The 25,949-nt window shown below is 58.7% G+C and carries 27 protein-coding genes; 18 read left to right on the forward strand and 9 right to left on the reverse strand.

Translation table 11 applies throughout. The features are described 5' to 3' along the window. Positions 1 to 183: 183 nt before the first annotated feature. The 6 genes from CKW31_RS16495 to rutR all read right to left on the reverse strand — a co-directional run bounded on the left by CKW31_RS16495 (position 184) and on the right by rutR (position 6,670). Positions 184 to 675, reverse strand: coding sequence for a GAF domain-containing protein (locus tag CKW31_RS16495; RefSeq protein ID WP_256582641.1), 492 nt, complete (start codon positions 673 to 675; stop codon positions 184 to 186). Between the two features lie 128 nt (positions 676 to 803). Further along, positions 804 to 1,742 (reverse strand): ABC transporter permease, encoded by a 939-nt coding sequence (locus CKW31_RS16500; RefSeq protein WP_095097106.1) that lies wholly within the window; start codon positions 1,740 to 1,742, stop codon positions 804 to 806. Continuing rightward, on the reverse strand, positions 1,742 to 2,863 hold the full coding sequence (locus CKW31_RS16505; RefSeq protein WP_095097109.1) for an ABC transporter permease: 1,122 nt from the start codon (positions 2,861 to 2,863) through the stop codon (positions 1,742 to 1,744). Before CKW31_RS16505 ends, CKW31_RS16500 begins: the two co-directional genes overlap by 1 nt. Continuing rightward, positions 2,856 to 4,370, reverse strand: coding sequence for an ABC transporter ATP-binding protein (locus CKW31_RS16510; protein ID WP_095097111.1), 1,515 nt, complete (start codon positions 4,368 to 4,370; stop codon positions 2,856 to 2,858). The genes CKW31_RS16505 and CKW31_RS16510 overlap by 8 nt, the downstream gene beginning before the upstream one ends. Beyond that, the gene (locus CKW31_RS16515) at positions 4,367 to 5,458 is read right to left on the reverse strand and encodes a BMP family ABC transporter substrate-binding protein (RefSeq protein ID WP_095097114.1); all 1,092 of its coding nucleotides are present in this window, start codon (positions 5,456 to 5,458) and stop codon (positions 4,367 to 4,369) included. The genes CKW31_RS16510 and CKW31_RS16515 overlap by 4 nt, the downstream gene beginning before the upstream one ends. Positions 5,459 to 5,911: 453 nt before the next feature. Next, positions 5,912 to 6,670, reverse strand: a complete 759-nt coding sequence (gene rutR / locus CKW31_RS16520; protein WP_371856757.1) for an HTH-type transcriptional regulator RutR — start codon at positions 6,668 to 6,670, stop codon at positions 5,912 to 5,914. A 447-nt stretch (positions 6,671 to 7,117) separates the two neighbouring features. Here rutR and rutA point away from each other — a divergent pair, with 447 nt between their 5' ends. From rutA to rutF, 5 genes are all read left to right on the forward strand, one after another. Continuing rightward, complete coding sequence (rutA, locus tag CKW31_RS16525; RefSeq protein ID WP_095097120.1) at positions 7,118 to 8,200, forward strand: pyrimidine utilization protein A; 1,083 nt, start codon at positions 7,118 to 7,120, stop codon at positions 8,198 to 8,200. Beyond that, entirely contained in the window at positions 8,200 to 8,940 is a 741-nt protein-coding gene (gene rutB / locus CKW31_RS16530) for a pyrimidine utilization protein B (RefSeq protein ID WP_095097123.1), read from the forward strand. Before rutA ends, rutB begins: the two co-directional genes overlap by 1 nt. A 9-nt stretch (positions 8,941 to 8,949) precedes the next feature. Continuing rightward, entirely contained in the window at positions 8,950 to 9,333 is a 384-nt protein-coding gene (gene rutC, locus CKW31_RS16535) for a pyrimidine utilization protein C (protein WP_095097126.1), read from the forward strand. Between the two features lie 216 nt (positions 9,334 to 9,549). Next, the gene (gene rutD, locus CKW31_RS16540) at positions 9,550 to 10,329 is read left to right on the forward strand and encodes a pyrimidine utilization protein D (RefSeq protein ID WP_095097129.1); all 780 of its coding nucleotides are present in this window, start codon (positions 9,550 to 9,552) and stop codon (positions 10,327 to 10,329) included. 13 nt (positions 10,330 to 10,342) lie between these two features. Further along, on the forward strand, positions 10,343 to 10,870 hold the full coding sequence (rutF, locus tag CKW31_RS16545; RefSeq protein WP_095097132.1) for an NADH-dependent FMN reductase RutF: 528 nt from the start codon (positions 10,343 to 10,345) through the stop codon (positions 10,868 to 10,870). Positions 10,871 to 11,004: 134 nt separating this feature from the next. On the opposite strand, the gene CKW31_RS16550 is transcribed toward rutF, so the two are convergent. Then, positions 11,005 to 11,358, reverse strand: a complete 354-nt coding sequence (locus CKW31_RS16550) for a hypothetical protein (RefSeq protein ID WP_095097135.1) — start codon at positions 11,356 to 11,358, stop codon at positions 11,005 to 11,007. Between the two features lie 222 nt (positions 11,359 to 11,580). Between CKW31_RS16550 and CKW31_RS16555 the strand changes: the two genes are divergently transcribed. After that, positions 11,581 to 12,273, forward strand: a complete 693-nt coding sequence (locus CKW31_RS16555) for a hypothetical protein (RefSeq protein WP_095097138.1) — start codon at positions 11,581 to 11,583, stop codon at positions 12,271 to 12,273. Between the two features lie 217 nt (positions 12,274 to 12,490). Here CKW31_RS16555 and CKW31_RS16560 read toward each other — a convergent pair whose 3' ends face one another. Further along, a complete protein-coding gene (locus CKW31_RS16560; RefSeq protein WP_095097141.1) occupies positions 12,491 to 13,000 on the reverse strand; it encodes a ferritin-like domain-containing protein in 510 nt (169 codons plus the stop codon). 297 nt (positions 13,001 to 13,297) lie between these two features. On the opposite strand from CKW31_RS16560, the gene CKW31_RS16565 reads away from it, so the two are divergent. From CKW31_RS16565 to CKW31_RS16590, 6 genes are all read left to right on the forward strand, one after another. After that, positions 13,298 to 13,891, forward strand: coding sequence for an amino acid synthesis family protein (locus CKW31_RS16565; protein ID WP_095097144.1), 594 nt, complete (start codon positions 13,298 to 13,300; stop codon positions 13,889 to 13,891). Between the two features lie 31 nt (positions 13,892 to 13,922). Continuing rightward, positions 13,923 to 14,756 (forward strand): alpha/beta fold hydrolase, encoded by an 834-nt coding sequence (locus CKW31_RS16570; RefSeq protein WP_095097147.1) that lies wholly within the window; start codon positions 13,923 to 13,925, stop codon positions 14,754 to 14,756. After that, positions 14,753 to 16,234, forward strand: a complete 1,482-nt coding sequence (locus CKW31_RS16575) for an aldehyde dehydrogenase (protein ID WP_095097150.1) — start codon at positions 14,753 to 14,755, stop codon at positions 16,232 to 16,234. The genes CKW31_RS16570 and CKW31_RS16575 overlap by 4 nt, the downstream gene beginning before the upstream one ends. Positions 16,235 to 16,307: 73 nt before the next feature. Then, positions 16,308 to 16,793, forward strand: a complete 486-nt coding sequence (locus CKW31_RS16580) for a flavin reductase family protein (protein WP_095097153.1) — start codon at positions 16,308 to 16,310, stop codon at positions 16,791 to 16,793. 212 nt (positions 16,794 to 17,005) lie between these two features. Next, positions 17,006 to 17,758, forward strand: coding sequence for a GntR family transcriptional regulator (locus CKW31_RS16585; RefSeq protein WP_095097156.1), 753 nt, complete (start codon positions 17,006 to 17,008; stop codon positions 17,756 to 17,758). Position 17,759: 1 nt separating this feature from the next. Further along, positions 17,760 to 18,323, forward strand: a complete 564-nt coding sequence (locus CKW31_RS16590) for an NUDIX hydrolase (protein ID WP_095097159.1) — start codon at positions 17,760 to 17,762, stop codon at positions 18,321 to 18,323. A gap of 427 nt (positions 18,324 to 18,750) precedes the next feature. Here CKW31_RS16590 and CKW31_RS16595 read toward each other — a convergent pair whose 3' ends face one another. Then, positions 18,751 to 19,038, reverse strand: coding sequence for a DUF1330 domain-containing protein (locus CKW31_RS16595; RefSeq protein WP_095097165.1), 288 nt, complete (start codon positions 19,036 to 19,038; stop codon positions 18,751 to 18,753). 94 nt (positions 19,039 to 19,132) lie between these two features. Here CKW31_RS16595 and ribBA point away from each other — a divergent pair, with 94 nt between their 5' ends. From ribBA to CKW31_RS16625, 6 genes are all read left to right on the forward strand, one after another. Then, positions 19,133 to 20,242, forward strand: coding sequence for a bifunctional 3,4-dihydroxy-2-butanone-4-phosphate synthase/GTP cyclohydrolase II (ribBA, locus tag CKW31_RS16600; protein WP_095097168.1), 1,110 nt, complete (start codon positions 19,133 to 19,135; stop codon positions 20,240 to 20,242). A 363-nt stretch (positions 20,243 to 20,605) separates the two neighbouring features. Further along, positions 20,606 to 21,637, forward strand: coding sequence for an ABC transporter substrate-binding protein (locus tag CKW31_RS16605; RefSeq protein WP_095097171.1), 1,032 nt, complete (start codon positions 20,606 to 20,608; stop codon positions 21,635 to 21,637). Further along, complete coding sequence (locus CKW31_RS16610; RefSeq protein WP_095097174.1) at positions 21,622 to 22,578, forward strand: ABC transporter permease; 957 nt, start codon at positions 21,622 to 21,624, stop codon at positions 22,576 to 22,578. Before CKW31_RS16605 ends, CKW31_RS16610 begins: the two co-directional genes overlap by 16 nt. Positions 22,579 to 22,584: 6 nt before the next feature. After that, a complete protein-coding gene (locus CKW31_RS16615) occupies positions 22,585 to 23,400 on the forward strand; it encodes an ABC transporter permease (RefSeq protein ID WP_095097177.1) in 816 nt (271 codons plus the stop codon). Further along, on the forward strand, positions 23,397 to 24,551 hold the full coding sequence (locus CKW31_RS16620) for an ABC transporter ATP-binding protein (RefSeq protein WP_095097180.1): 1,155 nt from the start codon (positions 23,397 to 23,399) through the stop codon (positions 24,549 to 24,551). The genes CKW31_RS16615 and CKW31_RS16620 overlap by 4 nt, the downstream gene beginning before the upstream one ends. Positions 24,552 to 24,656: 105 nt before the next feature. Further along, the gene (locus CKW31_RS16625; protein WP_095097183.1) at positions 24,657 to 25,694 is read left to right on the forward strand and encodes an LLM class flavin-dependent oxidoreductase; all 1,038 of its coding nucleotides are present in this window, start codon (positions 24,657 to 24,659) and stop codon (positions 25,692 to 25,694) included. Positions 25,695 to 25,949 lie beyond the last annotated feature (255 nt).

Raw genomic sequence — 25,949 nt, forward strand, 5'->3', positions numbered from 1 at the left:
ACGCGCGCATCCGTTTTGCGCGACATCAAAATGACATCACTCCATGATAAACGTTTCAGCATTGGAGGAAATAAGCTTCAAATGACAGACGGCCGGTTAGCAGGTGCTACCGGCACAAGATCTGGTTTTGCGGGGGAGACAGCGGGGCTAGACAGGTCGTTAGGTATTTATTACGGAATATTTCTACGCTGCTGCAGCAACCCGTGTCTGCAGATCGAGCGTGACGCCAATCAGGCGGGCGAAGATTTCCAACGTCTGAATCAGATCCGGATCATCCAGTCTGGCAGGCAGCGGATCCAGCGCGCATAGCGTGCCGAAAAACGCCCCGTCAGCCAGAATGATCGGTAACGACACATAGCTTTCGAAACCATACTGTTTGGGCACAGGATGATTCACGAAGCGCGGGTCCTCACTGACTTTAGAAATCACCACGGCGGCGTGATGCTGACGAATTTCCTTGCAGATGGTCGCTTCAACGTCCAGCTCATCGCCAGGGCCGACACCAAACTGGATTTCATCGTGGACAGCGCAGGCAATCCAGCGCTGGTCGGTAACCCGCGCAATGGCCGCAAAGCGTAGCGATGTCAGTCGCGTCATCAGGCGCAGAATATTGGAAGTCGCTTCGACCTCGGCGATCGCTGCGACCTCAGCATCAGTCAATTGGATGGCTGTCACGTATGTGTACTCGTATGTTTCGGATTCCAGACGTACCGTGAGCTCCTTCACAAAACGCCAGGCGGTTGCGCATCCTACGTTGGCAATCCCCTGTCGGGCAACTGCCTGTGATGCCGCACCCTGCCCGCCTAGCGTCGCTCCTCACGAATAAACGCTTCGCCCAACGCCCCCGGTTGATTGCCTGATCCAGCAGCCTTTGCGTTTTTATCCATTGCCACCCAAATCATGACCATCAGCGTGACGGCATAGGGCGTCATCAGCACGAAGTACTGCGGCAGGCGAATACCCGTGGACGCCAGCTGCGGGATCAGCGCCTCGATGCAGCCGAACAGCACGGCACCGGCCAGAGCGCGCCAAGGCGACCAGCGGGCAAAAATCACCAGAGAAACCGCAATCCAGCCGCGTCCGCCGGTCATGTCGGCAATCCACATCTTGGTGCTGAGCACCGAAATATAGCCGCCCGCCAGGCCGATCAGCGCAGCGCCCGCCAGAATTGCAGCCAGTCGATAACCCAAAACAGAGATACCCGCCGCATCCGCCGCCTGAGGATTTTCGCCGACAGCTCGCAGGCGCAGGCCGGCATTACTGCGATACAGAAACCAGACGACGCCCAAGAAAATAAGCGGCGTCAGATAGACCAGCGGGTTTTGCACAAAAATCTTTCCGACCAGTGGTAACCCGGAAAGCGGCCAAAGGGCAACTGCAGCCAGGCCGGTCACGGGTTGGTTGGTCCATTCCAGCAAGGTGCCCAGCAGACCGGTCAATCCCTGACAGAAAAACACCAGTGCAAGTCCGGCGATGACCTGATTGATGCGCATCACCAGCACCATTAGCGCGAACAGCAGCGACACCACACTGGCCGCCAGCATGGCCATGATCAGCGAAATCATCGGCGTGCCGAAGCTCAGTTGTGCGCCGATTGCCGCCAGCGCACCGACCAGCATCAAGCCTTCGGCCCCCAGCGCAAGAACCCCGGCACGCTCGGTCAGAATCAGGCCCAAAGCCGCCAGTGCGAATGGCACCGCAAAGTCAGGGGAGTTGCCCAGCCAGTTGGCAATCATGTCCATCACTGCTCTCCCCTTTGTATCAGTCGCATGCGATGACGAATGAAAAAGTCCGACGATGCCACACAGATCACGAGAATGGCCTGGATCAACTGCACCATGGAAAACGGGATCTGGTAAAAAACCTGCAAACTGCGTCCTGCCACGAACAACAGCGCAACCAGCAACGCAACGAGGGTGGCCGCCACGGGGTTGTTACGCGCCAGAAAGGCAATCAGGATTCCGGAGAATCCGTAGCCTTGATAGAACGACTGAGTCAGACGACCTTCTTGCCCGGCAGTGACGATATACCCGGCGATCCCGGCCAGTGCTCCGGAAAGCAACACCGTGCCGATAATCATCTTGCGCACCGGCACGCCGACGGCATCAGCGACTCGCGGATTGGCATCAACGAAACGCAGGTACAGGCCCGCCCGGGAAATACCGATAAACCACAGCGCGAAAAGGGTCACGACGATCGCCAGCACAATCGCCGCGTTATAGCCGTCGAGCAGATCCGGCAAGCGCTCAAAGCTTCGGAATGCCGGGGAATATGGAAAGTTGTCCCGAGGATCTTTCCAGTTGCCGTAGAGCAGATGCAGGAGGAAGTTGGCGGCGATGTAGTTGAGCATCAGCGTCGAGATGATTTCGTTGACCTTGAGGCGCAACTTGAGCAGCACTGGCGCGACGGTCCAGAGCACGCCGCAGATGATTGCCGCCGCCAGCATCAACGGCAGCCGAATCGACGGCGGGCCGACTTCGAACAACGAGACGGCGGTAGCACCAATGCCGCCCCAGATCATCTGGCCTTCCAGGCCCAGATTCCAGAATCGCGCACGAAACGCCATGCACCCGGCCAGCCCCACCAGAATCATCGGAGCCGCCTGAAACAGCACCGCTTTGAAGTTCTGCGGGTCCAGCACGGTCAGTACGACAAACTCATTGAGCAGCTCGTCAGCCGGCACACCGGCACCGACCAGAATGGCCGCCGAGATGGCCAGGCCGACCACCAAGGCCAGGGCAATCACCAGCGCCTGCCAGTACCAGGCCAGTTGCTGACGAATTTCCAGGGCATAGCGACGGGAAAGCAGTGGCTGACGCCGCGCAGGTTTATGAGTCGCGGATTGCAGTGTGACTTCAGTCATGACTCACCATGGCTTTGCCTATCGCCTGGCGATCCGCCGGGCGTTCGAATTCTGCGACGATCCGGCCGCTGTTCATGACCCCGATGCGATCAGCGAGCATCAGCACCTCATCAAGGTCTTCACTGATCACCAATACCGCCGCTCCCGCATCCCGCGCGGCCCGCAAGCGACCATGCACCGCGGCGGTCGCCTTGGCATCCAGACCCCGACTGGGGCTGTGTACCAGCACCAGTTGCGGGTCGCGGCTGAATTCCCGGGCGATCACCAGTTTCTGGGCGTTACCTCCGGACAGCAGCGCGGCTTTCTGTTGCAAGGAGCGAACGCCTTGCACGTCGAAAGCGCTGATAGCGGCGGTGGCATCCTCTTCCATGCGCTTGGTGCGCAGGCGAAAGAACGAGCCGTAACGACCGCTGTGGATCTGACCGATTCCAAAGTTCTCGGCCACGGACAGTGACCCTGCCAGCGCGGCGCCGTAGCGGTCGGCGGGAATTGACGCGATGCGCAAATCCCGGCGTTGCTCGGTGGATGCGCTGCACAAGTCGCCAAAACCCTGCAGCAACATTTCGCCCTCTACCGCCTGAGGCAGCCCCATCAAGGCATTGGCCAACTCACTCTGGCCGTTGCCCCCGACCCCGGCGATGCCATAAATCTGCCCGGCATGCAGGGTCATGTCGACGCCAGCCAACGGTCCCTGACCCGCTACAGAGCGCAGATTGCGCACCACCAGTTTTGCCTCGCCCGCCGGGGCTTGGGGATGCTCGGCAAGGGTCTGCGATTCACCCACCGTCAAGCGTACCAATTGCTGGACCGATACGCTTTGTGGATCAAGGGTTTCCACGGTCCGGCCGCCTCGCATCACCGTCACGCGGTCCGCATAGCGTTTGACGTCAGACATTTTGTGCGTCACCAGAATCACGGCCGCACCCTGCCGTGCGAAAGACTGTACGGTCGCCAGCAAGCGTTCGGCTTCCTGGTCGGTCAGTACCGCGGTGGGCTCGTCGAGAATCAGGATCCGCGCACCGGCCAACAACACCTTGAGAATTTCCACCCGTTGCTGCTCGGCAATCGACAGATTTTCGATGGTCTGGCGCGGATCAATGGCAAAGCCCAGCTCCTGAGCCTTGGCGCTGATCTGCTGTTCGAGTGTTTGCAGACGTTTGCTGTAGCTGCCCTGCCCCACAGCGTCGGGCAAGCCCAGCAGAATGTTCTGGGCAACAGTGAACGGTCGCACCAGCTTGAAATGCTGGTGGACCATGCCGATGTGGTAGCGGCTCGCGTCCTTGGGGCCGCTGAGCAGCACCGGGTTGTCATCAATCAACAGCGACCCGCTCTCCGGTGCATACAAACCGGCGGCGATGTTCATCAGCGATGATTTGCCCGCTCCGTTCTCTCCAAGCAAGGCATGCACTTCCCCCCATTTGCCAGTGAAGTGCGCGTCAGTCAAAGCCTTGAAGCCGTCGAAGGATTTGCTGATGCCGGTGAGCTGGATCGCGTTCGCCTGGCTCATTGCTGAGAAGCCACGCCTTTGACGAACCAGTCCATCTTCCACAAGTCGGCATCCGGCATGTTCGTGCCCGCCGCTATCCGCTCCTTGCCATCACGATCACTCATCGGCCCGCTGTAAATGATCTTCTGCCCCTTCATCAACTGCTCGCGAGCGGCCTCGATCTTTTGCTTGTTCTCGGCAGAAATATGCTCGCCAGCCGTCAGCGTAATGTCTGTGCCGCCTTGCTCCATGGACAGCAGAGCGCCTTTGGGATCGGGCACCCAGTTACCGGCGATGATCTTCTTCAGCTCAGGGGCAAGAAAGCGATCCCAGACCCAGGCCGAAGAACACACGGTGGCCTTGGGCGCGAACTCACTCAAGTCACGGTGATAACCGGTGCCCAGCACGCCGCGCTCCTGCGCAACGATTTGTGGCGTCGGGCTGTCCACGTGCTGGCCGATCACGTCCGCGCCGTTATCGATCAGGGCCATGGCGGCTGCGCGTTCCTTGACCGGGTCGTTCCAGGCACCGGTGTAAATCACGTTGACCGTGGCATTGGGGTTGATCTGCTGCGCTCCCAGCGCGAAGGCATTGACTGTCCAGTTGACCTGGCCAAAGGGGTTGGCGGCGACGAAACCCAGTTTGCCGGTCTTCGATGCCGCGCCCGCCACCATGCCGCACAGGTACTGACTTTCGTAAGTACGGCCGTAGAAGGATTCCAGATTTGGCGCATTGGTCGTGCCGGAACCGTTGAGGAAGGCGATCTTCGGGTACTTCTTCGCCAGATCGAGGAAGGTATCGGAGTAGCCAAACGCGGTGCCAATAATGACGTTGGCGCCCCGGGCGATCAGTCGATCAACCACCGGGGTAATTGCCGCTGCGTTCTCCGGCACGCTTTCCACGTACTGGATTTTAGTACCCAGCTCTTTCTCCAGCTTGACCCGCGACTCATCAAACGCCTGAGTCCAGCCACCATCGTTGCGTGGGCTGATATAGACCATGGCGATCTTCGCCGGCTTCTCCAGGGTCAGGCCTTCTGCCGAGGCGCCGTGCGCCAGACCCAGCAATATTGCCGCACACAAGGTTCGCTTAAGAAATCTGTTGAGCATTGTTGATCATCCTGATGGTAGGCCAGCAGCGGGATAAGGCTCGCCCGGTCAGGATCCCCGACCGAACAGCTGCTCTGGGGATAGCAGTAACTGTGCCAGTCTTTGAATAGCTATAGGTTTCAGATGGTTAGCTTTTAAGGCACGCAAAAACAGATCAAATGGTCCGAAGCAGAGCACTTGGTTTGGGCGGGGGAGCACGAAAAGCGGGCATGGGGGTTGAGATGGGTCAATGGTTCGGCTCGTGCGCAGGGCAAACGGTGAGCCTGATTGCGAATTAGCAGGCCAACACAGAATCTCCTGCAGCGGCCGCGATTTTCCGTAGGACTGGCTTTAGCCGGGAGGACTTAGTGATATCCGCTAAATTTTCTTCCGCAGAAACACTGCTCTCCCGGCTAAAGCCGGTCCTACGGATTTCAGGCCAACCTGGGATTTTCCACAGAAAAGCGTTCCGCGTTATTGCTGTGAGTCTGCTGCTTGAACTCGCGGCCGGATGCCGTTGAGGACCAGCGCCTGCAGGTTTTCTAACGTGTGCGCAAAGAACACCGGATCATCAAGCGTCTTGCCGGTCACCGCATTGATCTGGCTGGCAAAGTCCGCATAGTGCTGCGTCGTGGCCCACAGCGAGAAGATCAGGTGATGGGGTTCAACCGGTGCCAGTTTGCCCGCCTCTATCCAGCCCTGGATCACCGAGACCTTGGCCTCGACGATATCGCGCAGTGGCTGCTCCAGCTCTGCCAGCATCAACGGCGCACCCTGAATGATCTCCAGACAGAACAGCCGCGACTCAGCGGGATGGTCACGGGACAACTCCAGCTTGACCCGGATGTATTCGCTGATTGCCTCAATCGGATCCTGCTCTGCACTGAACCCGCGCAACGGTTTCAGCCAGACATCCAGTAACTGACGCAGCACACTGGTGTACAGCTCTTCTTTGCTGGCGAAGTAATAAAGCAGATTGGTCTTGGACACGTCGGCCATGCTCGCCACCTGGTCCAGGCTGGTGCCATGCAGGCCGAAGCGCGAGAAGATTTCCAGCGCAGCTTCCAGAATCGCGGCACGCTTGCCTTCTACCAGACGCATCCGCCGCTTGACCGTCGAAGCACTGGCCTCGCGCGTGCCTTTGCCTTTGACCACAGGCTTGGCTTTAGCCTTGAGCGCAGGCGCCTTAGGTTTCACCACACGGCTGCGTTTGACGGATTTGGGAGGCGTCACTGGAGGTTCGTTGTTCACATTTACGACCGCATCAACATTGAGTACCGGGGCACTTTACCTTGGTGGATGGGGGCTGGGTAAAGCACTCATGCAGAAAACACGAAACCTGTAGGAGCGCACGAGCACCGCGAGGCCGCGATAGCATTCTGTCTGATACACCGCTATCGCGGCCTCACGGTGCTCGTGCGCTCCTACAGCCCGGTGTTAACTGCGAGACAGCGCGGCACAATTAAATCCAGGCCCCTGCCCCGTCTGCGTGCACCGCGCACAAACCAAGTGCTCTAATCCAGACCAAATGGTCTGAAACACATACCTAAATTCAGTCAACCCTTTGTTTTAAAACAACAATAAAAAGCTGGCCTGCTTCATGCAAAACGTCCTGTGTAGCGTGCTGCCGGACTTCGCCGGGCGCACCGTTCATTGCCACCGCATGCAAGAGGCCTTCACATGGATATTGGAATCTTCATCCCTATCGGTAACAACGGCTGGCTGATTTCCAGCAACGCACCGCAATACATGCCGACGTTCGAACTGAATAAGACAATCGTGCAGAAGGCCGAGCATTACGGCTTCGAGTTTGCCCTGTCGATGATCAAGTTGCGCGGGTTCGGTGGCAAGACCGAGTTCTGGGAACACAACATGGAGTCCTTCACGTTGATGGCAGGACTCGCCGCTGTCACCAGCCGCATCCACCTGTTCGCCACCGTTGCAACCCTGACGATTCCTCCGGCCATCGTCGCGCGCATGGCGTCGACCATCGACTCGATTTCCGGCGGCCGCTTCGGGGTGAATCTGGTAACGGGCTGGCAAAAGCCGGAATACGAGCAGATGGGCATGTGGCCGGGAGATGACTTTTTCTCGACCCGTTATGAATACCTGGCCGAATACGCTCAGGTACTGCGGGACTTGTGGAGCACCGGGCACAGCGATCTCAAAGGCAAGTACTTCACCATGAACGACTGCCGCGTCAGCCCCAAACCCCAGGCAGACATGAAAATCATCTGCGCAGGCCAAAGCGAAGCGGGCATGGCGTTTTCTTCGCAATACGCCGACTACAACTTCTGTTTCGGCAAGGGCGTGAACACCCCGATGGCTTACGCGCCGACCGCTGCCAAGCTGATCGAGGCCAACGAAAAAACCGGCCGTAATGTCACTTCCTGCCCGCTGTTCATGATCATCGCCGACGACACCGATGAAGCCGCTCGCGCCCGCTGGGAGCACATCAAGGCCGGGGCCGATGAAGAAGCCATCGCCTGGCTCAGCGAAAAAGGTTCAGCCGACAAGAGTCCCGGTTCCAACATGCGGCAGATGGCCGATCCGACCTCCGCCGTGAATATCAACATGGGGACGCTGGTGGGTTCGTGGGCCTCGGTAGCCCGCATGCTCGATGAAGTGGCCAGCGTACCCGGCACCCAAGGCGTGATGCTGACCTTCGATGACTTCGTTAAAGGCGTGGAAGATTTCGGGCAGAAGATTCAGCCACTGATGACCAGTCGCCAACACATCAATCTGCTCAAGGAATCTGCCTGATGAATGCAATTGCCCCTGTATCAGGCTATGCACCGCCCCAGTCCGCAGAGGCTGCTCGCCAACTCCCCGCCAGCCCGGAACCGCTGAGCATGAAAGCCTGCGAGACGGCCTTGATCGTGATCGACATGCAGAACGCCTATTCAACACTGGGCGGCTATCTGGACCTCGCGGGTTTTGATGTCAGCAGCACCGGGCCGGTGATTGCCAGCATTCAGAAGGCGCTGGTCACGGCCCGTGCCGCCGGCATGCCGGTGATTTTCTTCCAGAACGGCTGGGACCCGGATTACGTCGAAGCCGGCGGTCCGGGTTCGCCCAACTGGCATAAATCCAATGCGCTGAAAACCATGCGCAAACGCCCCGAGCTGCAAGGCCAACTGCTGGCCAAAGGCGGCTGGGACTATCAGTTGGTGGACGAATTGCAACCGCAGCCGGGCGATATCGTATTGCCGAAAACCCGCTACAGCGGCTTCTTCAACACCAACTTCGACAGCGTGCTGCGCAGCCGTGGCATTCGTAACCTGGTGTTCACCGGGATCGCCACCAACGTGTGTGTCGAGTCGACCCTGCGCGACGGCTTCTTCCTCGAGTACTTCGGCGTAGTGCTGGCCGATGCTACGCATCAGGCAGGTCCGGCGTTTGCGCAGCAGGCGGCGCTGTTCAACATCGAAACGTTTTTCGGCTGGGTGTCCAGCGTTGAAGATTTCTGCAGCACCTTCACTCCAAAAACCTCCACTCTCTGAGGAAAGCCCATGACCAAGAAAGCGATCATCCCAGCTGGCACCACCAAGCCCATCGCCCCGTTTGTTCCAGGCTCCATGGCCGACGGCGTGCTTTATGTATCCGGCACCCTGCCCTTCGACAAAGACAACAACGTCGTGCATGTGGGCGACGCGACCGCGCAGACCCGCCACGTGCTGGAGACCATCAAGAACGTGATTGAAACCGCAGGCGGGACCATGGACGACGTCACGTTCAACATGATCATGATCAAGGACTGGGCCGACTACGCGAAGGTCAACGAGGTCTACGCCGAATACTTCGCCGGGGAAAAACCTGCGCGTTATTGCATCCAGTGCGGCCTGGTCAAACCCGAAGCACTGATCGAAATCGCCAGCATCGCCCACATCGGCTGATCTCACAGGATACGGAAGCTGCGCTGTCACATTGAAACATTGGATCTGTAGGAGCGCACGAGCACCGCGAGGCTGCGATGGCGGTGTATCAGACAGACCGCCATCGCAGCCTCGCGGTGCTCGTCAGCTCCTACAGGTCCAGCGCTTGATAGCGGCAACGCGGTGAGAATCCCCCCTTAACAAGCAGACGCTTGAGCGCCTGTAATGGAGTCTTGCATGCACTACGAAATCCTCGGCAACCAGGCCGCCGATGCACCGACGCTGGTATTGAGTTCAGGCCTGGGCGGTTCCGCCCGGTTCTGGGCACCGCAACTGCCAGTGCTGACTGAGCATTATCGGGTGGTAGTTTACGATCAGGCCGGGACTGGCCGTAGCCCGGCGATCCTTGCCGAAGATTATTCGATTGCGACCATGGCCACAGAATTGCTCGCGCTGCTCGACAGCATTGAAGTGCAGCACTGTCATTTTATCGGCCACGCGCTGGGTGGATTGGTAGGTCTGGAGCTGGCGTTGCAACGCCCGCCACTGTTGCACAGCATGGTGCTGATCAACGCCTGGAGCAGTTCGAATCCGCACAGCGAACGTTGCTTTGCCGTGCGCAAGAATCTGTTACGCGACAGCGGGCCGGAGGCTTACGTCCAGGCCCAGGCGCTGTTTCTCTATCCCGCGGACTGGATCGCCGAGCACAGCGCGCAGCTGGCCGAAGATGAAGCCCACGCGCTGGCGCACTTTCCCGAAACCAACAACCTGCTGCGCCGGATTGCCGCGCTGCAGGCGTTCAATGTCGAAGATCAATTGCACAAGATCACCACGCCGACCCTGCTGCTCGCCAACCGCGATGACATGCTGGTGCCGTGGCAGCGCTCGCAGCATCTTGCTAACACGCTTTCGGCCGGGCAACTGACGCTGCTCGAATACGGCGGTCATGCGTCCAGCGTCAGTGACGTCGAGCCTTTCAATCGTGTAATTCTCGATTACCTGGCCAGCCAGGCCTGAGCGGAGAACCCCCATGCAAGCATCCGAACTTCTCGCCGTCGCCCAGACGTTGCTGCCGATCCCGCAACAGGATTATCGCAATGCCATGGCCGGACTGGCAGCTGCGGTCAACGTGATCACCACCGACGGCCCGCACGGTCGCTGCGGATTTACCGCAACGGCGGTGTGCAGCGTTACTGACACGCCGCCGACCTTGCTGGTCTGCCTGAATCGCTCGGCGTCGGTGCATGCAGCGCTGACCGCCAATGCGACGCTATGCGTCAACACCCTGACCTGCGGGCAGCGTGATCTGTCCAATCTGTTTGGCGGCAAGACTCCCATGGCTGAGCGTTTTGCCGCAGCGCAATGGGAAACCTGGGTAACCGGCTCGCCGGTGCTGGAAGGTGCCGCGGCATCGTTCGATTGCCGGGTCAGTCAGACCGTCAGCGTGGGTACGCATGACATTCTGTTCTGCGAGGTTCTGGCGCTGAGTCGACAGCAGGATGCTGCGGCGCTGGTCTACTTTGATCGGGGGTATCACGGGTTGAGTGCAGTGGGGTGACAGTTATCTTTACCCGCCGCATAACCGGTAGGAGGCAACTTGTTGGCGAGGCTTTAGTCGAGTTAACACAGCGCAAAAAGCCTCGCCAACAAGTTGCCTCCTACCAGTAACGTGTTTCATCTGAAAAAATCCTGTTACTCAACCCGCTTGATCGACACCACTTCAAAATACTTGTACTTCTCTTTCGCAGCGGCTTTGCGGGCTTCCTGCTCGGCGTCGAAGGTGCTGAGGGTTTTGGCTTCGTGGACGAACAGCGTTTCTTCGCCTTCAAACTCTCTGGTCACCCGCAACGTTACCAGCAGTGCCGGTGACAGACGCTTGGCTTTCGGCCGCGGTGCCGGTGGTGGAGCCTTGGCCACGGGAGCAGGCGCTGGCGTCGGCGTCGGCTCGGGTTTGAGCTCGGGTTCCACGGGAGCGGGTGCTGCCGGTGAAGGTACGTCCAGGCCCAGCGCTCTGCGCATATCGTCTTCAGTCAACCCTGTGCTCATGTGCCGCTTTCTCTGTTGGTCAGTGGTTCAAGGGCGCGATGATCAACAGACGCAAGAGAAAACACAAGTACGGCATTGTACGGTTTTGCTATCACTTGCCTGAAGGGCTTGAAATAGAGGGCTCAGGCATTGGTCCGTGACAACGTCGTCCGCGTCCACTAGATTATGCGCCCCGAAAGGCCAGTGACTTTTCGCGCCTCAAACCTGAAATAGTGAAATTCAATGCTTGATTCCCAGACAACTGAATCCGTGAACTCCGCCAAGCTCGATTACGAAAACGCCATCGGTCTTTCACAGCACGCACCTCAGGCCAAGACCATCAGCGAGATGGTGCTTGATGCGTTCCAGACCGCCAAGGAAAGTGACGAAATCCGTCAGCTACGTGCCGCGATCCGTACTGCGCAAGACAGTTACGACGATGACAAGGCCTATGAACTGATGGGAGAACTCAAGCGCCTGAAGGACGCCGAAGCGGCCGACAGCCTGGCACTGGCCGACTTGAGCACGCAGTTCCCCATCAGCCGGATCCTGTCCAGCTATAAAGACGACCCTGCCTTTCAAGAGCTGGTCTACAGCCTGGCGCTCAAGGTGCTGAACCAGACTCATCAGGCGATCAGCAACCCGAGCACAGGCAAAAGCAAAACGGCCCGCGCCAAGAAAGAAGCCGAGGTCTACACCATCAGCAAGGACGGCCAAAGCGTCAGCCTGCCTTTGCGCACCCCGCGCTCTAACCTGAATGTCGACCGTGAAGCCTTTGAATTCCTCGGTTTCACCTTTGTAGGCGAAGGCGACGAAGCCACCCTGCAGAGCGAGACATTCACCGATAACGAAGGCAACGAATTTCCGGTCAACCGCAAGAATGTCGTCACTGCACTGCAGCAGGGCAAGGCGTTTGAGGGCTACAGCATCGCTTGATTGAGGATGTATCTCCTCAAACATTGATTTGAAACGCCCTCGCTGTAGGGATGAGCTTGCTCGCGATAAGAACACCGCAATTCCATTTTAAACCGCGTCGCCCTTATCGCGGGCAAGCACCGCTCCCACATTGATATCTGTTTGCTGCGCGACAGCGCGGCGTCAGTGACACCGGGGCGGCTCCTGCAGATGCTCGTTTTCTGCGAGACGACGCGCTCTACGAGGCTATGGTCGCAGCCTGATTCCCGCCTTGCTCGGCAATGGCCGACAGCTTTTCATCCGCGGATTTTTCCTCCGCAAGCGTTTCGCTCAATAGCTTGGCAGCGTCTTTCATGCCCAGCTGTTTCGCCATTGCAACCAAAGTGCCGTAGGCAGCGATTTCGTAGTGCTCGACCTTCTGGCAGGCACCAATCAATGCCGCATCCAGCACCTCGCCTTTCTCGATCTCCTCAAGCAGCTCCTTGCTTTCCTCGACCAACCCTTCCATGGCTGCGCACTTCATGCGCTTGAGCTTGAGTTCGCCCTGCTCCACCAACTGATCGATACGTTCGATCTGCCCATAGGTTTCTTCAAGGTGCGCTTCAAACGCTTCCTTGAGCAGTGGATTGGTTGAAGCCCGCGCCAGACGAGGCAAGGCTTTGGTGATCTGTTTCTCGGCGCTGTAAACGTCGGACAGCTCATGAATGAACAGGTCGGCAACAGTCGTTCTGGTGTTTGTCTTGGCCATGCGGCACCTCGTAAATCGGTTATGGATCGTCTTGGATTCCTGGGACGTAAACCGCTGCGAAAACACCTGAATGACGCAACCGTCAGTTAGGTGGAGTGGCCCCCTCGCTGAGCCGTTCAGGGAATCGAAAGCAATGCCGACGAAATGCATTTACGGTTCCGATCTGCTGATCAAGTGTCAGGCCGATTCATCCTCTCCCAGCTACTCCACACCTGACGCAGAAAAAATTTGCACGACCAATATTATGGTATACCATCAGACGCAATACATTCAGTCACCCTATCCGGGAGCCCGTCCATGAGTTTCGAAATTCGCAAAATCGTCTGCTATTCCGAAGAAACCCTTATCGAAGGCGGTAAAGCCAGCGACAAGCCGGTGACCATGGTGGGTCTGGCGGTAGTGATCAAAAACCCCTGGCTGGGTCGTGGTTTCGTTGAAGACCTGAACCCGGAAATCCGCGCACATTGCTCGGCACTGGGCGAATTGATGGTCAAGCGTCTGACAGATGCGATTGGCGGTGCTGACAAAATCGAGGCTTACGGCAAGGCCGCAGTCATTGGGGCCGACGGTGAAATCGAGCATGCCTCCGCAGTGATCCATACCCTGCGCTTCGGCAACCACTATCGCGAAGCGGTCAAAGCCAAAAGCTACCTGAGCTTCACCAACAAGCGCGGCGGGCCTGGTACTTCGATTCAGATCCCGATGATGCACAAGGACGATGAAGGCCTGCGCTCGCACTACATCACCCTGGAAATGAAGATCGAAGACGCACCTCGCGCCGACGAAATCGTAGTTGTGCTCGGTGCTGCCGATGGTGGTCGTCTGCATCCGCGCATTGGCAACCGCTACATCGACCTGGAACAGCTGGCAGCCGAAAAGGCTCAGCAGTAACCGTCCGCATAACACAGGCCAGGAGCGCTCCATGATTCGGCTTACCGCTGAACGCACCCCGGCCGGGACCAGTTATCTGGCAACCGGCGAAGGCCATCCCGTGGTGTTGATTCACGGCGTGGGTCTGAACAAAGAAATGTGGGGCGGCCAGGTCGTGGGGCTGATGCCGCACTATCGAGTGATTGCCTACGACATGCTCGGCCACGGCGCCAGCCCGCGTCCCGCTGCTGATACCGGGCTGCTGGGGTATGCCGAACAATTGCATGAACTGCTGGAGCATCTGGGCCTGCCGCAAGCTACCGTCATCGGTTTTTCTATGGGTGGGCTGGTGGCCCGCGCCTTTGCCCTGCACTTCCCGCAGCAGTTATCGGGGATGGTCGTCCTCAACAGCGTATTCAATCGCAGTGCCGAACAGCGCGCCGGGGTCATCGCGCGTACCGCTCAGGCGGCTGAACATGGACCGGATGCCAACGCCGCCGAAGCACTCTCGCGCTGGTTCAGCCGTGAATACCAGGCCGCAAACCCGGCGCAGATCGCTGCCATCCGCAAGATACTCGCCGAGAACGACCCGCAGGGTTACCTGACCACGTACACCCTGTTTGCCACGCAGGACATGTACCGGGCAGACGATCTGGGCCATATCACCGCACCAACGCTGATCGCCACCGGCGAACTGGACCCTGGGTCGACTCCGGAGATGGCCCGCCAGCTGGCCTCGCGCATTCCCGGTGCCGAGGTTGCGATACTCGCTGAACAACGACATATGATGCCGGTCGAGTCGCCACGACTCGTCAATCAGGTCTTGCTGGACTTCCTGCGCAAGGCCGAGACTCAACACAATCAAGCAAAGGGGATCGTTGCATGACGCTCACTCGCTTTCAGATGTGCATCGACGGGCAATGGGTCGACGCCCTTTCGGGCAAGACCTTCCAGAGCCTGAACCCGGCGCTGGCCCAACCCTGGGCCGAATTGCCCGACGCTGATGAAAGCGACGTGGACCGTGCCGTTCAGGCGGCCCAGCAAGCCTTTGAGAGCCCGGCCTGGCGCAAATTGACGGCCACCGCACGAGGCAAGTTGCTGCGCCGTCTGGGTGACCTGATTGCCGAAAACAAAGAGCAACTGGCTCAGCTGGAAAGCCGGGACAACGGCAAGTTGATCCGCGAAACCCGGGGCCAGGTGAGTTATCTGCCGGAGTTTTTCCACTACACCGCCGGGCTGGCCGACAAACTGGAAGGCGGTACTCTGCCGCTGGACAAGCCGGATCTGTTCGCCTACACCGTTCACGAACCCATGGGCGTGGTGGCCGGAATCATTCCCTGGAACAGTCCGCTGTATTTGACCGCCATCAAACTGGCCCCGGCACTGGCCGCTGGCAACACGATTGTTCTCAAGCCGTCGGAACACGCCTCTGCAACCGTACTGGAACTGGCGCGTCTGGCCCTTGAAGCAGGCATCCCGCCGGGCGTCGTCAACGTTGTGACCGGCTACGGCCCAAGCACCGGTGCCGCCCTGACCCGCCATCCGCTGGTGCGCAAGATTGCCTTCACCGGCGGCGCAGCGACTGCCCGACATGTGGTACGCAGTAGCGCTGAAAATTTCGCAAAACTGTCGCTGGAACTGGGCGGCAAATCACCGAACATTATTTTTGCCGACGCCGACCTGGACAGTGCCATCAACGGCGCGATTGCCGGGATTTACGCCGCCTCCGGGCAAAGCTGCGTCTCGGGTTCAAGGTTGTTGGTGCAGGACGATATCTATGACGAGTTTGTCGAGCGACTGAGCGAACGCGCCAAACGCATTCGCATCGGCAATCCTCAGGACGACGCCAGTGAAATGGGCCCTATGGCCACGGCGCAACAACTGGCGGTAGTCGAAGCGCTGGTCGCCGACGCCCTGGCTGAAGGCGCAACATTACGCACGGGCGGCAAACGTCCGCAGATGGACAGTGACGGCTGGTACTACGAACCCACCTTGTTCGAGTGTGATCGCAACTCGATGAAAATCATGCAGGAAGAAGTGTTCGGCCCGGTCGCCTCAGTGATTCGATTCAAGGACGAAGCCGAAGCGTTGGCCATCGCCAATGACTCGCAGTTTGGCCTTGCAGCAGGCATCTGGACCAAAGATCTGGGCCGCGCTCATCGCCTGGCCCGGGACGTGCGCTCGGGTATCATCTGGGTCAATACCTACCGCGCAGTCTCGGCCATGGCCCCCATCGGCGGTTTCAAAAACAGCGGTTACGGTCGCGAGAGCGGTATTGATTCGGTGCTGGCCTATACCGAGCTCAAGACTGTCTGGATCAACCTGTCGCAAGCGCCGATGCCTGATCCGTTTGTCATGCGCTGAGCTTAGTCGCCCGCTCGCACACCTGAATTGATTGCCTGCCAGAACCCGGCAAGCCCAACAAGAGAACCCTCACATGATAGAACCCGGCATATACAAAGAAGTCATGGGCTCCTTTCCGTCAGGCGTCACGGTGGTTACCACCCTGGATGCACAGGGCGGAATCGTTGGCATCACCGCTAGCGCTTTCAGCGCGCTGTCTATCGATCCGGCGCTGGTGCTGTTCTGCCCCAACTACGAATCGGACACCTACCCTGTCCTGCGTGACAGCAAGCGCTTCGCCATCCACTTGCTGTCCGCAGGGCAGAAGTCGGAAGCCTACGCGTTTGCGGGCAAAGGCAAGGACAAGGCGGCGGGTATCGAGTGGCACTTGAGCGAACTGGGCAACCCGTTATTGCGCAATGCGACCGCCATTATCGAATGTGAGCTGTGGCGCGAATACGACGGCGGTGATCACGCCATCATTGTCGGCGCAGTGAAAAACCTGATCCTGCCAGAGCAGACCGTCGCACCGATGATCTATTACCGGGGCAAACTGGGCGCGCTGCCGGATATGGTCTGATCTGTATCCGTCCCGTTTCGTCGCGGGGCAAACAGCCCATGATAAACTTCGCAACGTTTTGCACTGCATCGGCTGTCGGCTATCCCGGCAGCTTGCGCAACGCAGCATAGCGTGCGCAAATACACACCAAGCTTCACAACGGCATACGGCATGCCGTATACAACACTGATCGTGCATATTTTCAGTCAACTGCCACATCCAGAGTCAAACCCATGAAACGCCTGCCAATCGACGACTCCTTCAAGGTCAATCGCAATCCCATTACCCTGCGCGAAATCGTGCTGGACAAATTGCGCAGCGCCATCATGAATTTTCAGCTGCTACCCGGCGACCGCCTGGTGGAGCGCGACTTGTGTGAACGCCTCGGGGTGAGTCGTACCTCGGTCCGTGAAGCCCTGCGTCACCTTGAGTCCGAGGGGCTGGTGGAATTCGCCGACGCCAAGGGCCCGCGCGTTGCAATCATCACCCTGGAAGACGCGTGTGATATCTACGAACTGCGCTGTGTGCTCGAAGGGCTGATCGTTCAGTTGTTCACCCTGCGGGCCAAGGCCAAGAACATTCGCGCGCTGGAAAAAGCCCTCGAAGAGAACCGCAAGGCCCTCAAGGAAGGCGAGCTGCAACAAGTGCTGGATTCGGTGCAGAGCTTTTATGACGTGCTGCTGGAAGGTTCGGGCAACCACGTCGCTGCCACCCAGTTGCGCCAACTGCAGGCGCGTATCAGCTATCTGCGCGCCACATCGGTTTCGCAGGAAAACCGACGCAGCGCCAGTAATGAAGAGATGGAACGTATCGTCGAAGCGATCAAGAGCGGCGACCCACTGGCAGCCCATCAGGCTTCCGTGGACCATGTGCGCAGCGCCGCCAAAGTCGCGCTGGACTACCTCAAGTCCAAGCAGAATGACGGCAGCAAGGTGCGCGAGCTATTCGCCCCCATGGCCCTGAAAGAACCGCGCATAGGCCACTGACATGCCCGCCCCGCGCTTTTGCCCGCACTGTGGCAGCGCTGACCTCGTTCAGCGCGTGCCAGCGGGCGATACTCATCAGCGATTGATGTGCGGGGGCTGCAACTACATTCACTACGTCAATCCGAAGATTATTGCCGGCTGCATCATTGAGCAGGACGGCAAATATCTGTTGTGTCAGCGTGCCATTCCGCCCCGCCCTGGCACCTGGACGTTGCCCGCAGGATTCATGGAAAGCGGCGAAACCACCGAGCAGGCAGCCTTGCGCGAAGTATGGGAAGAAAGCGGCGTCAGGGCTGAAATCCTCTCGCCCTACTCCATCTTCAGCGTGCCGGCGATCAGCGAGGTGTACATCGTGTTCCGCGCCCTGGCGCTGGAAATCACCGGCCAGTTCGGCCCGGAAACCCTCGACTACAAATTCTTCGCCCCGGAAGATATTCCGTGGGACAGCATCTACTACCCGGCGATCCGGCAAATTCTCGAACGCTACATCGAAGAACGCCGGACCGGTTCGTACGGGATCTACGTCGGTAACGATGACAGCGGCAAGGTGCATTTCATTCGTTGAGTCAGAAATGACACAGATATCCTGCGGGGGCTGGGCTAGGTCTGGGCGGCATTCCGACGATAAACGATGACGCGGTGTGTCTTCTGGCTGCGTCTCCTGTATCGCGGGCAAGCCCGGCTCCCACAGGGTCAACGCTGTGTCTGGGGGCATCGGGGAAGCCATTAAAGCCTGCTGACAATGGGTCTTCGAAAATGACGCAGATATTCTATGTTGGCCTGCAAGCTGATTGACGACGTGGGACCGGCTTTAGCCGGGAAGGCGGCGTTTCTGCCGATGAAGATTCAGCGTCTGTCACGGCCTCTTCCCGGCTAAAACCGGTCCCACGTCATCGCGCTAATATTTGGCATGGCGCAGAATCTGTGGGAGCCGGGCTTGCCCGCGATACAGGCGCTTGGGTGTATCAGGTAGACCGCGCACCTCCTCTATCTTAAATCCCTTCCACGATCACAATCTCCGCCCTCGCAGCCCCCGCGCGGTAGCTCATTGCGTCCTGATACTCAGGGCTGTTGTAGCAGGCCACTGCCTGATCGTAGGTATCGAATTCTATGATCACCGTGCGTTGCGGCGTGGCTTTGCCCTCTACCGCCTGCGAGCGACCGCCACGTGCGAGAAACCTGCCGCCGTACAGCTTGAACGCCGCCGGGCCGCGTTGCGTGTACTGGGTGTATTGCTGTGGATCATTCACATCGACTTGCGCAATCCAGTAAGCCTTCATTCAAACCTCCACTGAAAAATATCTGTTCTTTACCCGAACAAACTGTCTTATGGTATACCACAAGTCAAACACATCATGACAGCGGGAGTCAGGTATGCCGTTCAACAGCATCGAAGAAATCATCGAGGATTATTGCCAAGGCAAGATGGTCTTGCTGGTGGACGATGAAGACCGTGAGAACGAAGGTGACTTATTATTGGCGGCCGACTGCTGTGACGCTCAGGCCATCAGCTTCATGGCCCGGGAGGCGCGCGGCCTGATCTGCCTGACGCTGACCGATGATCACTGCCAGCGCCTGGGTCTGGAGCAGATGGTTCCCAGCAATGGCAGCGTATTCGCCACCGCGTTCACGGTGTCCATTGAGGCGGCCGTGGGCGTCAGCACCGGCATTTCTGCGGCCGACCGGGCGCGAACCGTCGCGGCAGCCGTTGCCCGCGATGCGCGACCGGAAGACTTGGTGCAACCGGGGCATATTTTCCCGTTGCGCGCCCGGGAAGGCGGCGTCCTGACCCGGGCCGGGCACACTGAAGCCGGTTGCGACCTGGCACGTCTGGCCGGTTTTACACCCGCTTCGGTCATCGTCGAAGTAATGAATGACGACGGCACCATGGCCCGCCGCCCGGACCTGGAAACCTTCGCCGCAAAACACGGCATCAAGATCGGCACCATCGCCGATCTGATTCACTATCGCCTGAGCACCGAGCACACCGTCGCCCGCATCGGCGAGCGCGAGCTTTCCACGGTGCACGGAACGTTCCGCCTGATCAGTTACGAAGACCGCATCGAAGGCGGCGTCCATATGGCAATGATCATGGGTGATATCAAGCGCGACGAACCGACGCTGGTGCGGGTGCATGTCATCGACCCGCTACGGGATCTGGTCGGCGCGCACTACAACGGCCCCAGCAACTGGACCCTCTGGGCAGCCCTGCAAAAAGTCGCCGAAGCGGGCAGCGGAGTCGTTGTGGTGCTGGCCAATCACGAGTCATCCCAGGCGCTGCTTGAACGTATTCCACAACTGACTCAGCCGCCGCGTCAGTTCAGCCGGTCGCAGTCGCGCATCTATTCGGAGGTCGGTACCGGGGCACAGATCCTGCAGGACATCGGCGTCGGCAAACTGCGTCACATGGGCGCCCCGCTCAAATACGCAGGGCTGACCGGATACGACCTCGAAGTCGTCGAAAACATCCCGTTTTCGGGCTGACGAGCACGTCTAAAACACCTGTTTTCAGTATTTATTCACTAATAAAAACGCTTTTCAGACTCCGTAACTGAGGCGTAAAGCTCGTTTGAAAATAAACGTTTAGCCCCGTAATTACTGGGATTTCCATCTGTTAATTTCAAATTGACGCCTCAACGAAGACGCGAAACTCTTGCAGAAAGTTTGGAATACCATAATATGATATTCCGTAGGCCGAACGATCGTCAGGTGCGCCCGGACAGGGACAGCACAAATAACAGCATCTGACTCGGCCGCACTGTTTCAAAAGGCCCCAATGGACCTACTGCTCCCGATAAGCGGGCAAGCAACAGCCCGCTCAAAAACACAACAAATGAGGGCGTACACATGGTGTTGAGTAAACGTGCAATTGCAGTGCTGACTGCAGGCGTCCTGTCCCTGTCGGGTGCTGCGGCAGTGGCGGCAGAGAGCGTCAACTTTGTCAGTTGGGGCGGCTCGACTCAGGATGCTCAAAAGCAGGCCTGGGCCAACCCTTTCAGCAAGTCCAGCGGCATCACCGTTGTTCAGGACGGGCCGACCGACTACGGCAAACTCAAGGCAATGGTTGAAAGCGGCAACGTGCAGTGGGACGTGGTAGACGTGGAGGCGGATTTCGCTTTGCGCGCTGCCAGCGAAGGCTTGCTGGAACCGCTCGATTTCAACGTCATCAAGAAAGACCGGATTGATCCGCGTTTCGTCTCGGAGCACGGTGCCGGTTCGTTCTTCTTCTCCTTCGTTCTTGGTTACAACGAAAGCAAAACCGGTACCGGTGCCAAAGCCCCGCAGGACTGGGCCGCACTGTTCGACACCAAAACCTATCCCGGCAAGCGCGCTTTGTACAAATGGCCAAGCCCGGGCGTGCTGGAACTGGCACTGCTGGCCGATGGCGTCGCGGCTGACAAGCTCTATCCGCTGGATCTGGACCGCGCCTTCAAAAAGCTCGACAGCATCAAAAAAGACATCGTCTGGTGGGGTGGCGGTGCGCAGTCTCAACAACTGCTGGCCTCGGGCGAAGTGTCCATGGGGCAATTCTGGAACGGCCGGGTGTTCGCCGTACAACAGGATGGCGCTCCAGTGGGCGTGAGCTGGAAGCAGAATCTGGTCATGGCTGATTTCCTGGTGGTTCCAAAAGGCGCGAAAAACAAGGACGCCGCAATGAAGTTCATCGCCAACGCCACCGACGCCAAAGGCCAGGCCGACTTCGCCAACCTCAGCGCCTACGCACCGGTCAATCTGGACAGCGTGCAACGTCTGGATTCGACCCTGGCACCCAACATGCCCACCGCGCATGCCAAGGACCAAATCACTCTCGACTTCGCATACTGGGCCAAGAACGGTCCGGACATCGCGACACGGTGGAACGAATGGCTGGTCAAGTAAAAATGACGGCGGTTGTCCCCCGTCAATCCAGCCCGGCCGGTGGTGCTTCCAGCACCGCCGGTGCGGCATCGGCCCAGGCGGTGACGATGAATCGCTCGATACCCTTCTCACAGCGCTGGCGCGGCAGCCGCAATCTGCTTCCTGCGCTGATCTTTCTCGGTCTGTTTTTCTTCGCGCCGCTAATCGGTCTGCTGTTGCGCGGAGTGCTGGAACCCACTCCGGGGCTGGGCAATTACGAGCAACTGTTTGCCAACTCGGCGTATTCACGGGTCTTGTTCAACACCTTCTCGGTGGCCGGTCTGGTGACACTGTTCAGCCTGCTGCTGGGCTTTCCGCTGGCATGGGCAATCACTCTGGTGCCACGCGGCTGGGGCCGCTGGATGTTGAACATTGTCCTGTTGTCGATGTGGACCAGCCTGCTCGCCAGGACCTATTCCTGGCTGGTGCTGCTACAGGCTTCCGGGGTCATCAACAAAGCATTGATGGGCATGGGACTGATCGATGAACCCCTGGAAATGGTTCACAACCTGACCGGCGTGGTGATCGGCATGACCTACATCATGATCCCGTTCATCGTTCTTCCGCTGCAGGCCACCATGCAAGCCATCGACCCGATGGTGCTGCAGGCGGGTTCGATCTGCGGTGCCAGTCCCTGGAGTAATTTCTTTCGGGTATTCCTGCCGCTGTGCCGACCGGGGCTGTTCTCCGGTGGCCTGATGGTATTTGTCATGTCGCTGGGGTACTACGTCACGCCTGCCCTGCTGGGTGGCGCGCAGAACATGATGCTGCCCGAGTTCATCGTGCAGCAGGTGCAATCGTTCCTTAACTGGGGTCTGGCCAGTGCCGCTGCGGCGCTGCTGATCGTGATCACTCTGGTGCTGTTTTACTTCTACCTGAAGCTCCAGCCGGAATCCCCGGTCGGCGCCAGTGACGCGAGGTAACCGTTCATGCTCCTGACTCCCAATGCCATGAGCCCGCGGCTGCGCTATGGGCTGTACCTGACCACGGGCCTGATCGCGCTGTTCCTGTTGCTGCCGATCGTGTTCATCGTGCTGCTGTCGTTCGGCTCGTCACAATGGCTGGTGTTCCCGCCGCCTGGCTGGACATTCAAGTGGTACGGGCAATTCTTTTCCAACCCTGAGTGGCTGGATGCAGCAATGACCAGCCTCAAGGTGGCGCTGCTGACCACGATCTTTGCCGTCTCACTGGGCCTGCCCACCGCATTTGCGCTGGTGCGCGGACGCTTCCCGGGTCGAGACATGCTGTATGGCGTGTTCACGCTGCCCATGATCGTTCCGCTGGTGATCATTGCGGTGGCGGTCTATGCGCTGTTTCTGAAACTGGGCTACACCGGCACGCTGTTTTCGTTCGTGGTCAGCCACGTCATCGTCGCCCTGCCCTTCACCATCATCTCGATCATCAACTCGCTGAAACTGTTCGACCAGTCCATCGAAGATGCAGCGGTCATCTGCGGTGCATCGCGGCTGCAAGCGGTGTTCAAAGTGACCTTCCCTGCGATCCGTCCCGGCATGATCGCCGGTGCCCTGTTCGCGTTCCTGGTCTCGTGGGACGAAGTCGTCCTGAGCGTGATGATGGCCAGCCCGACACTGCAAACCCTACCCGTCAAAATGTGGACCACCCTGCGCCAGGACCTGACCCCGGTGATCGCCGTCGCCTCGACGCTGCTGATTGGCCTGTCCGTCATGATCATGGTGATCGCAGCGACCCTGCGCCGACGCAACGAAGCGAGGAGTACCTCATGAGTGCCGTGATAAAAGAAGCCGGGCAACAGCAAAAGAACACGCTGGTGAGCTTGTGCAATCTGAACAAGCACTACGGCAACTTCGCAGCCGTGGACAATATTTCCCTGGATATCCAGGACGGTGAATTCCTCACGTTCCTTGGCTCCAGCGGCTCGGGCAAAAGCACCACACTGTCCATGCTCGCGGGTTTCGAGACGCCCAGTTCCGGCGAGATTCTGGTCAACGGCCAATCGCTGGTCAACGTACCGCCTCACAAGCGCGATATCGGCATGGTCTTCCAGCGCTATTCGTTGTTCCCGCATCTGTCGGTGCGCGACAACATTGCCTTTCCGCTGGCGATTCGCAAGCTGCCCGCTGCCGAACGCGAGAAGCGTGTCGATGCAATGCTCAAATTGGTGCAACTGGAGCAGTTTGCGCACCGCCGCCCCTCGCAACTGTCTGGCGGTCAGCAACAACGTGTCGCCATCGCCCGGGCACTGGTCTACGAACCACGCATCCTGCTGATGGATGAACCCCTCGGCGCGCTGGACAAAAAACTCAGGGAAGATTTGCAGGACGAACTTCGCCAACTGCATCGCCGTCTGGGCATCACCATCGTCTATGTGACCCACGATCAGGAAGAAGCCATGCGCCTTTCCCAGCGCATCGCGATTTTCAGCCATGGCAAAATCGTCGGTCTGGGCACCGGTTACGACCTCTACCAAAACCCGCCGAATGCCTTTGTGGCGTCCTTTCTCGGTAACTCGAACTTCCTCAAGCTCAAAGCTCAGGGCAATGCCGTTGCGACATTCGAAGGCCAGAACCTGTCGATCCGCCTGACACCCGGCCTGCAGGCAGGTCAGGAAGCGCTGCTGATGATCCGTCCGGAAAAGGCCCAGGCACTGAGCATCGCACAGGCCGGCCAGGAACCGTTGCCCAGCGGTTGGAACGAGGTCACGGCCAAGGTCGGCGAAGTGCTGTTCCTGGGCGAAAGCCAGACCTGCTCAGTCATGACCGCCGAGGGCACCGCGATGACCGTCAAGGCGCTGTCCGCCACCGGCATGCCTATGCAGCCCGGTGACACCGTCCGGGTGCGCTGGGCCACCGGCGATGCGTGTGTTTACACCGAGTGGACTGAAAGCGACCTCAACAAAGCGGCTGGCGCTCATTAAACAATCGCTGCGCAGCCAGCCCCTGTCTGCCTGGCTGCGCCATCACTATTGAACTCGCCAGGTCGCCGACATGAGCCTGGAGCTGAACAATCCGAGGAACGCGTCATGAAGTTTTCATTATTCGTACACATGGAACGCTGGGATGAACAGGTTAGCCACCGTCAGTTGTTCGAGGACCTGACCGAGCTGACGCTGATGGCCGAAGCTGGCGGTTTCAGCACCGTCTGGATTGGCGAACACCACGCCATGGAATACACCATCTCTCCCAGCCCGATGCCGTTGCTGGCCTACCTGGCTGGCAAAACCACGACGATTCATCTGGGCGCAGGCACCATCATTGCACCGTTCTGGCATCCACTGCGCGTGGCCGGTGAATGCGCATTACTCGACGTGATCAGCAATGGGCGCATGGAAGTCGGTCTTGCGCGTGGTGCCTATCAGGTGGAATTTGATCGCATGGCAGGCGGCATGCCTGCGTCTTCCGGCGGCCTCGCGCTACGTGAGATGGTGCCGGTGGTACGCGCGCTGTGGCAAGGTGACTACGCCCATGACGGCGAAATCTGGAAATTCCCCACCTCGACCAGCGTCCCGAAGCCGATCAAGACACCGCCGATGTGGATCGCCGCCCGCGACCCTGATTCGCACAACTTCGCGGTGGCCAACGGCTGCAACGTGATGGTCACGCCGCTGATGAAAGGCGATGAAGAAGTCGTCGATCTGAAGAACAAGTTCGAAGCCGCACTGGCCAACAATCCGGACGTGCCACGCCCGCAATTGATGGTGCTGCGTCACACTCACGTCCATGCGGTGGATGACCCCGAAGGCTGGAAAATCGGCGCTACGGCCATCTCGAAGTTCTACCGTACTTTTGACGCCTGGTTCGGCAACAAACAGACCCCGGTCAACGGCTTCCTCGCGCCAAGCCCGGAAGAAAAGTTCAAGGAGCGTCCGGAGTTCGAACTGGACAATATCCGCAAGAACACCATGATTGGCACCCCGGAAGAAATCATCACCCGCATCAAGTACTACCAGGAACTGGGCGTCGACGAATTCAGCTTCTGGTGCGACAACAGCCTGCCCCATGCCGAGAAGAAAAAGTCCCTGGAGCTGTTTATCAAGCAGGTGGTTCCGGCGTTCAAGTGAGTGTGTTGCCCCCCTTCCGGCAAATGGGCCTAGAGGGGGATTCTGTAGCGGCCGGGTGTGTGGGAGCGGTGCTTGGTCTGGGCGGCATTCCGACGATAAGAACACCGCGGTTTTACTGCAGACCGCGTCGCTCTTTCGCGGCATAGGTATCTACACAACTTTCATGCAGCAACCTTGTGTACATATCCATTATCTTAGTCACGGCTGATATTGGTTGCGCCCTTACGGCGCCTCACTTTTGAGGCGCAAAAGTAA

It is taken from the genome of Pseudomonas sp. Irchel 3A5, assembly GCF_900187575.1.
Taxonomy (GTDB): Bacteria; Pseudomonadota; Gammaproteobacteria; order Pseudomonadales; family Pseudomonadaceae; genus Aquipseudomonas; species Aquipseudomonas folii.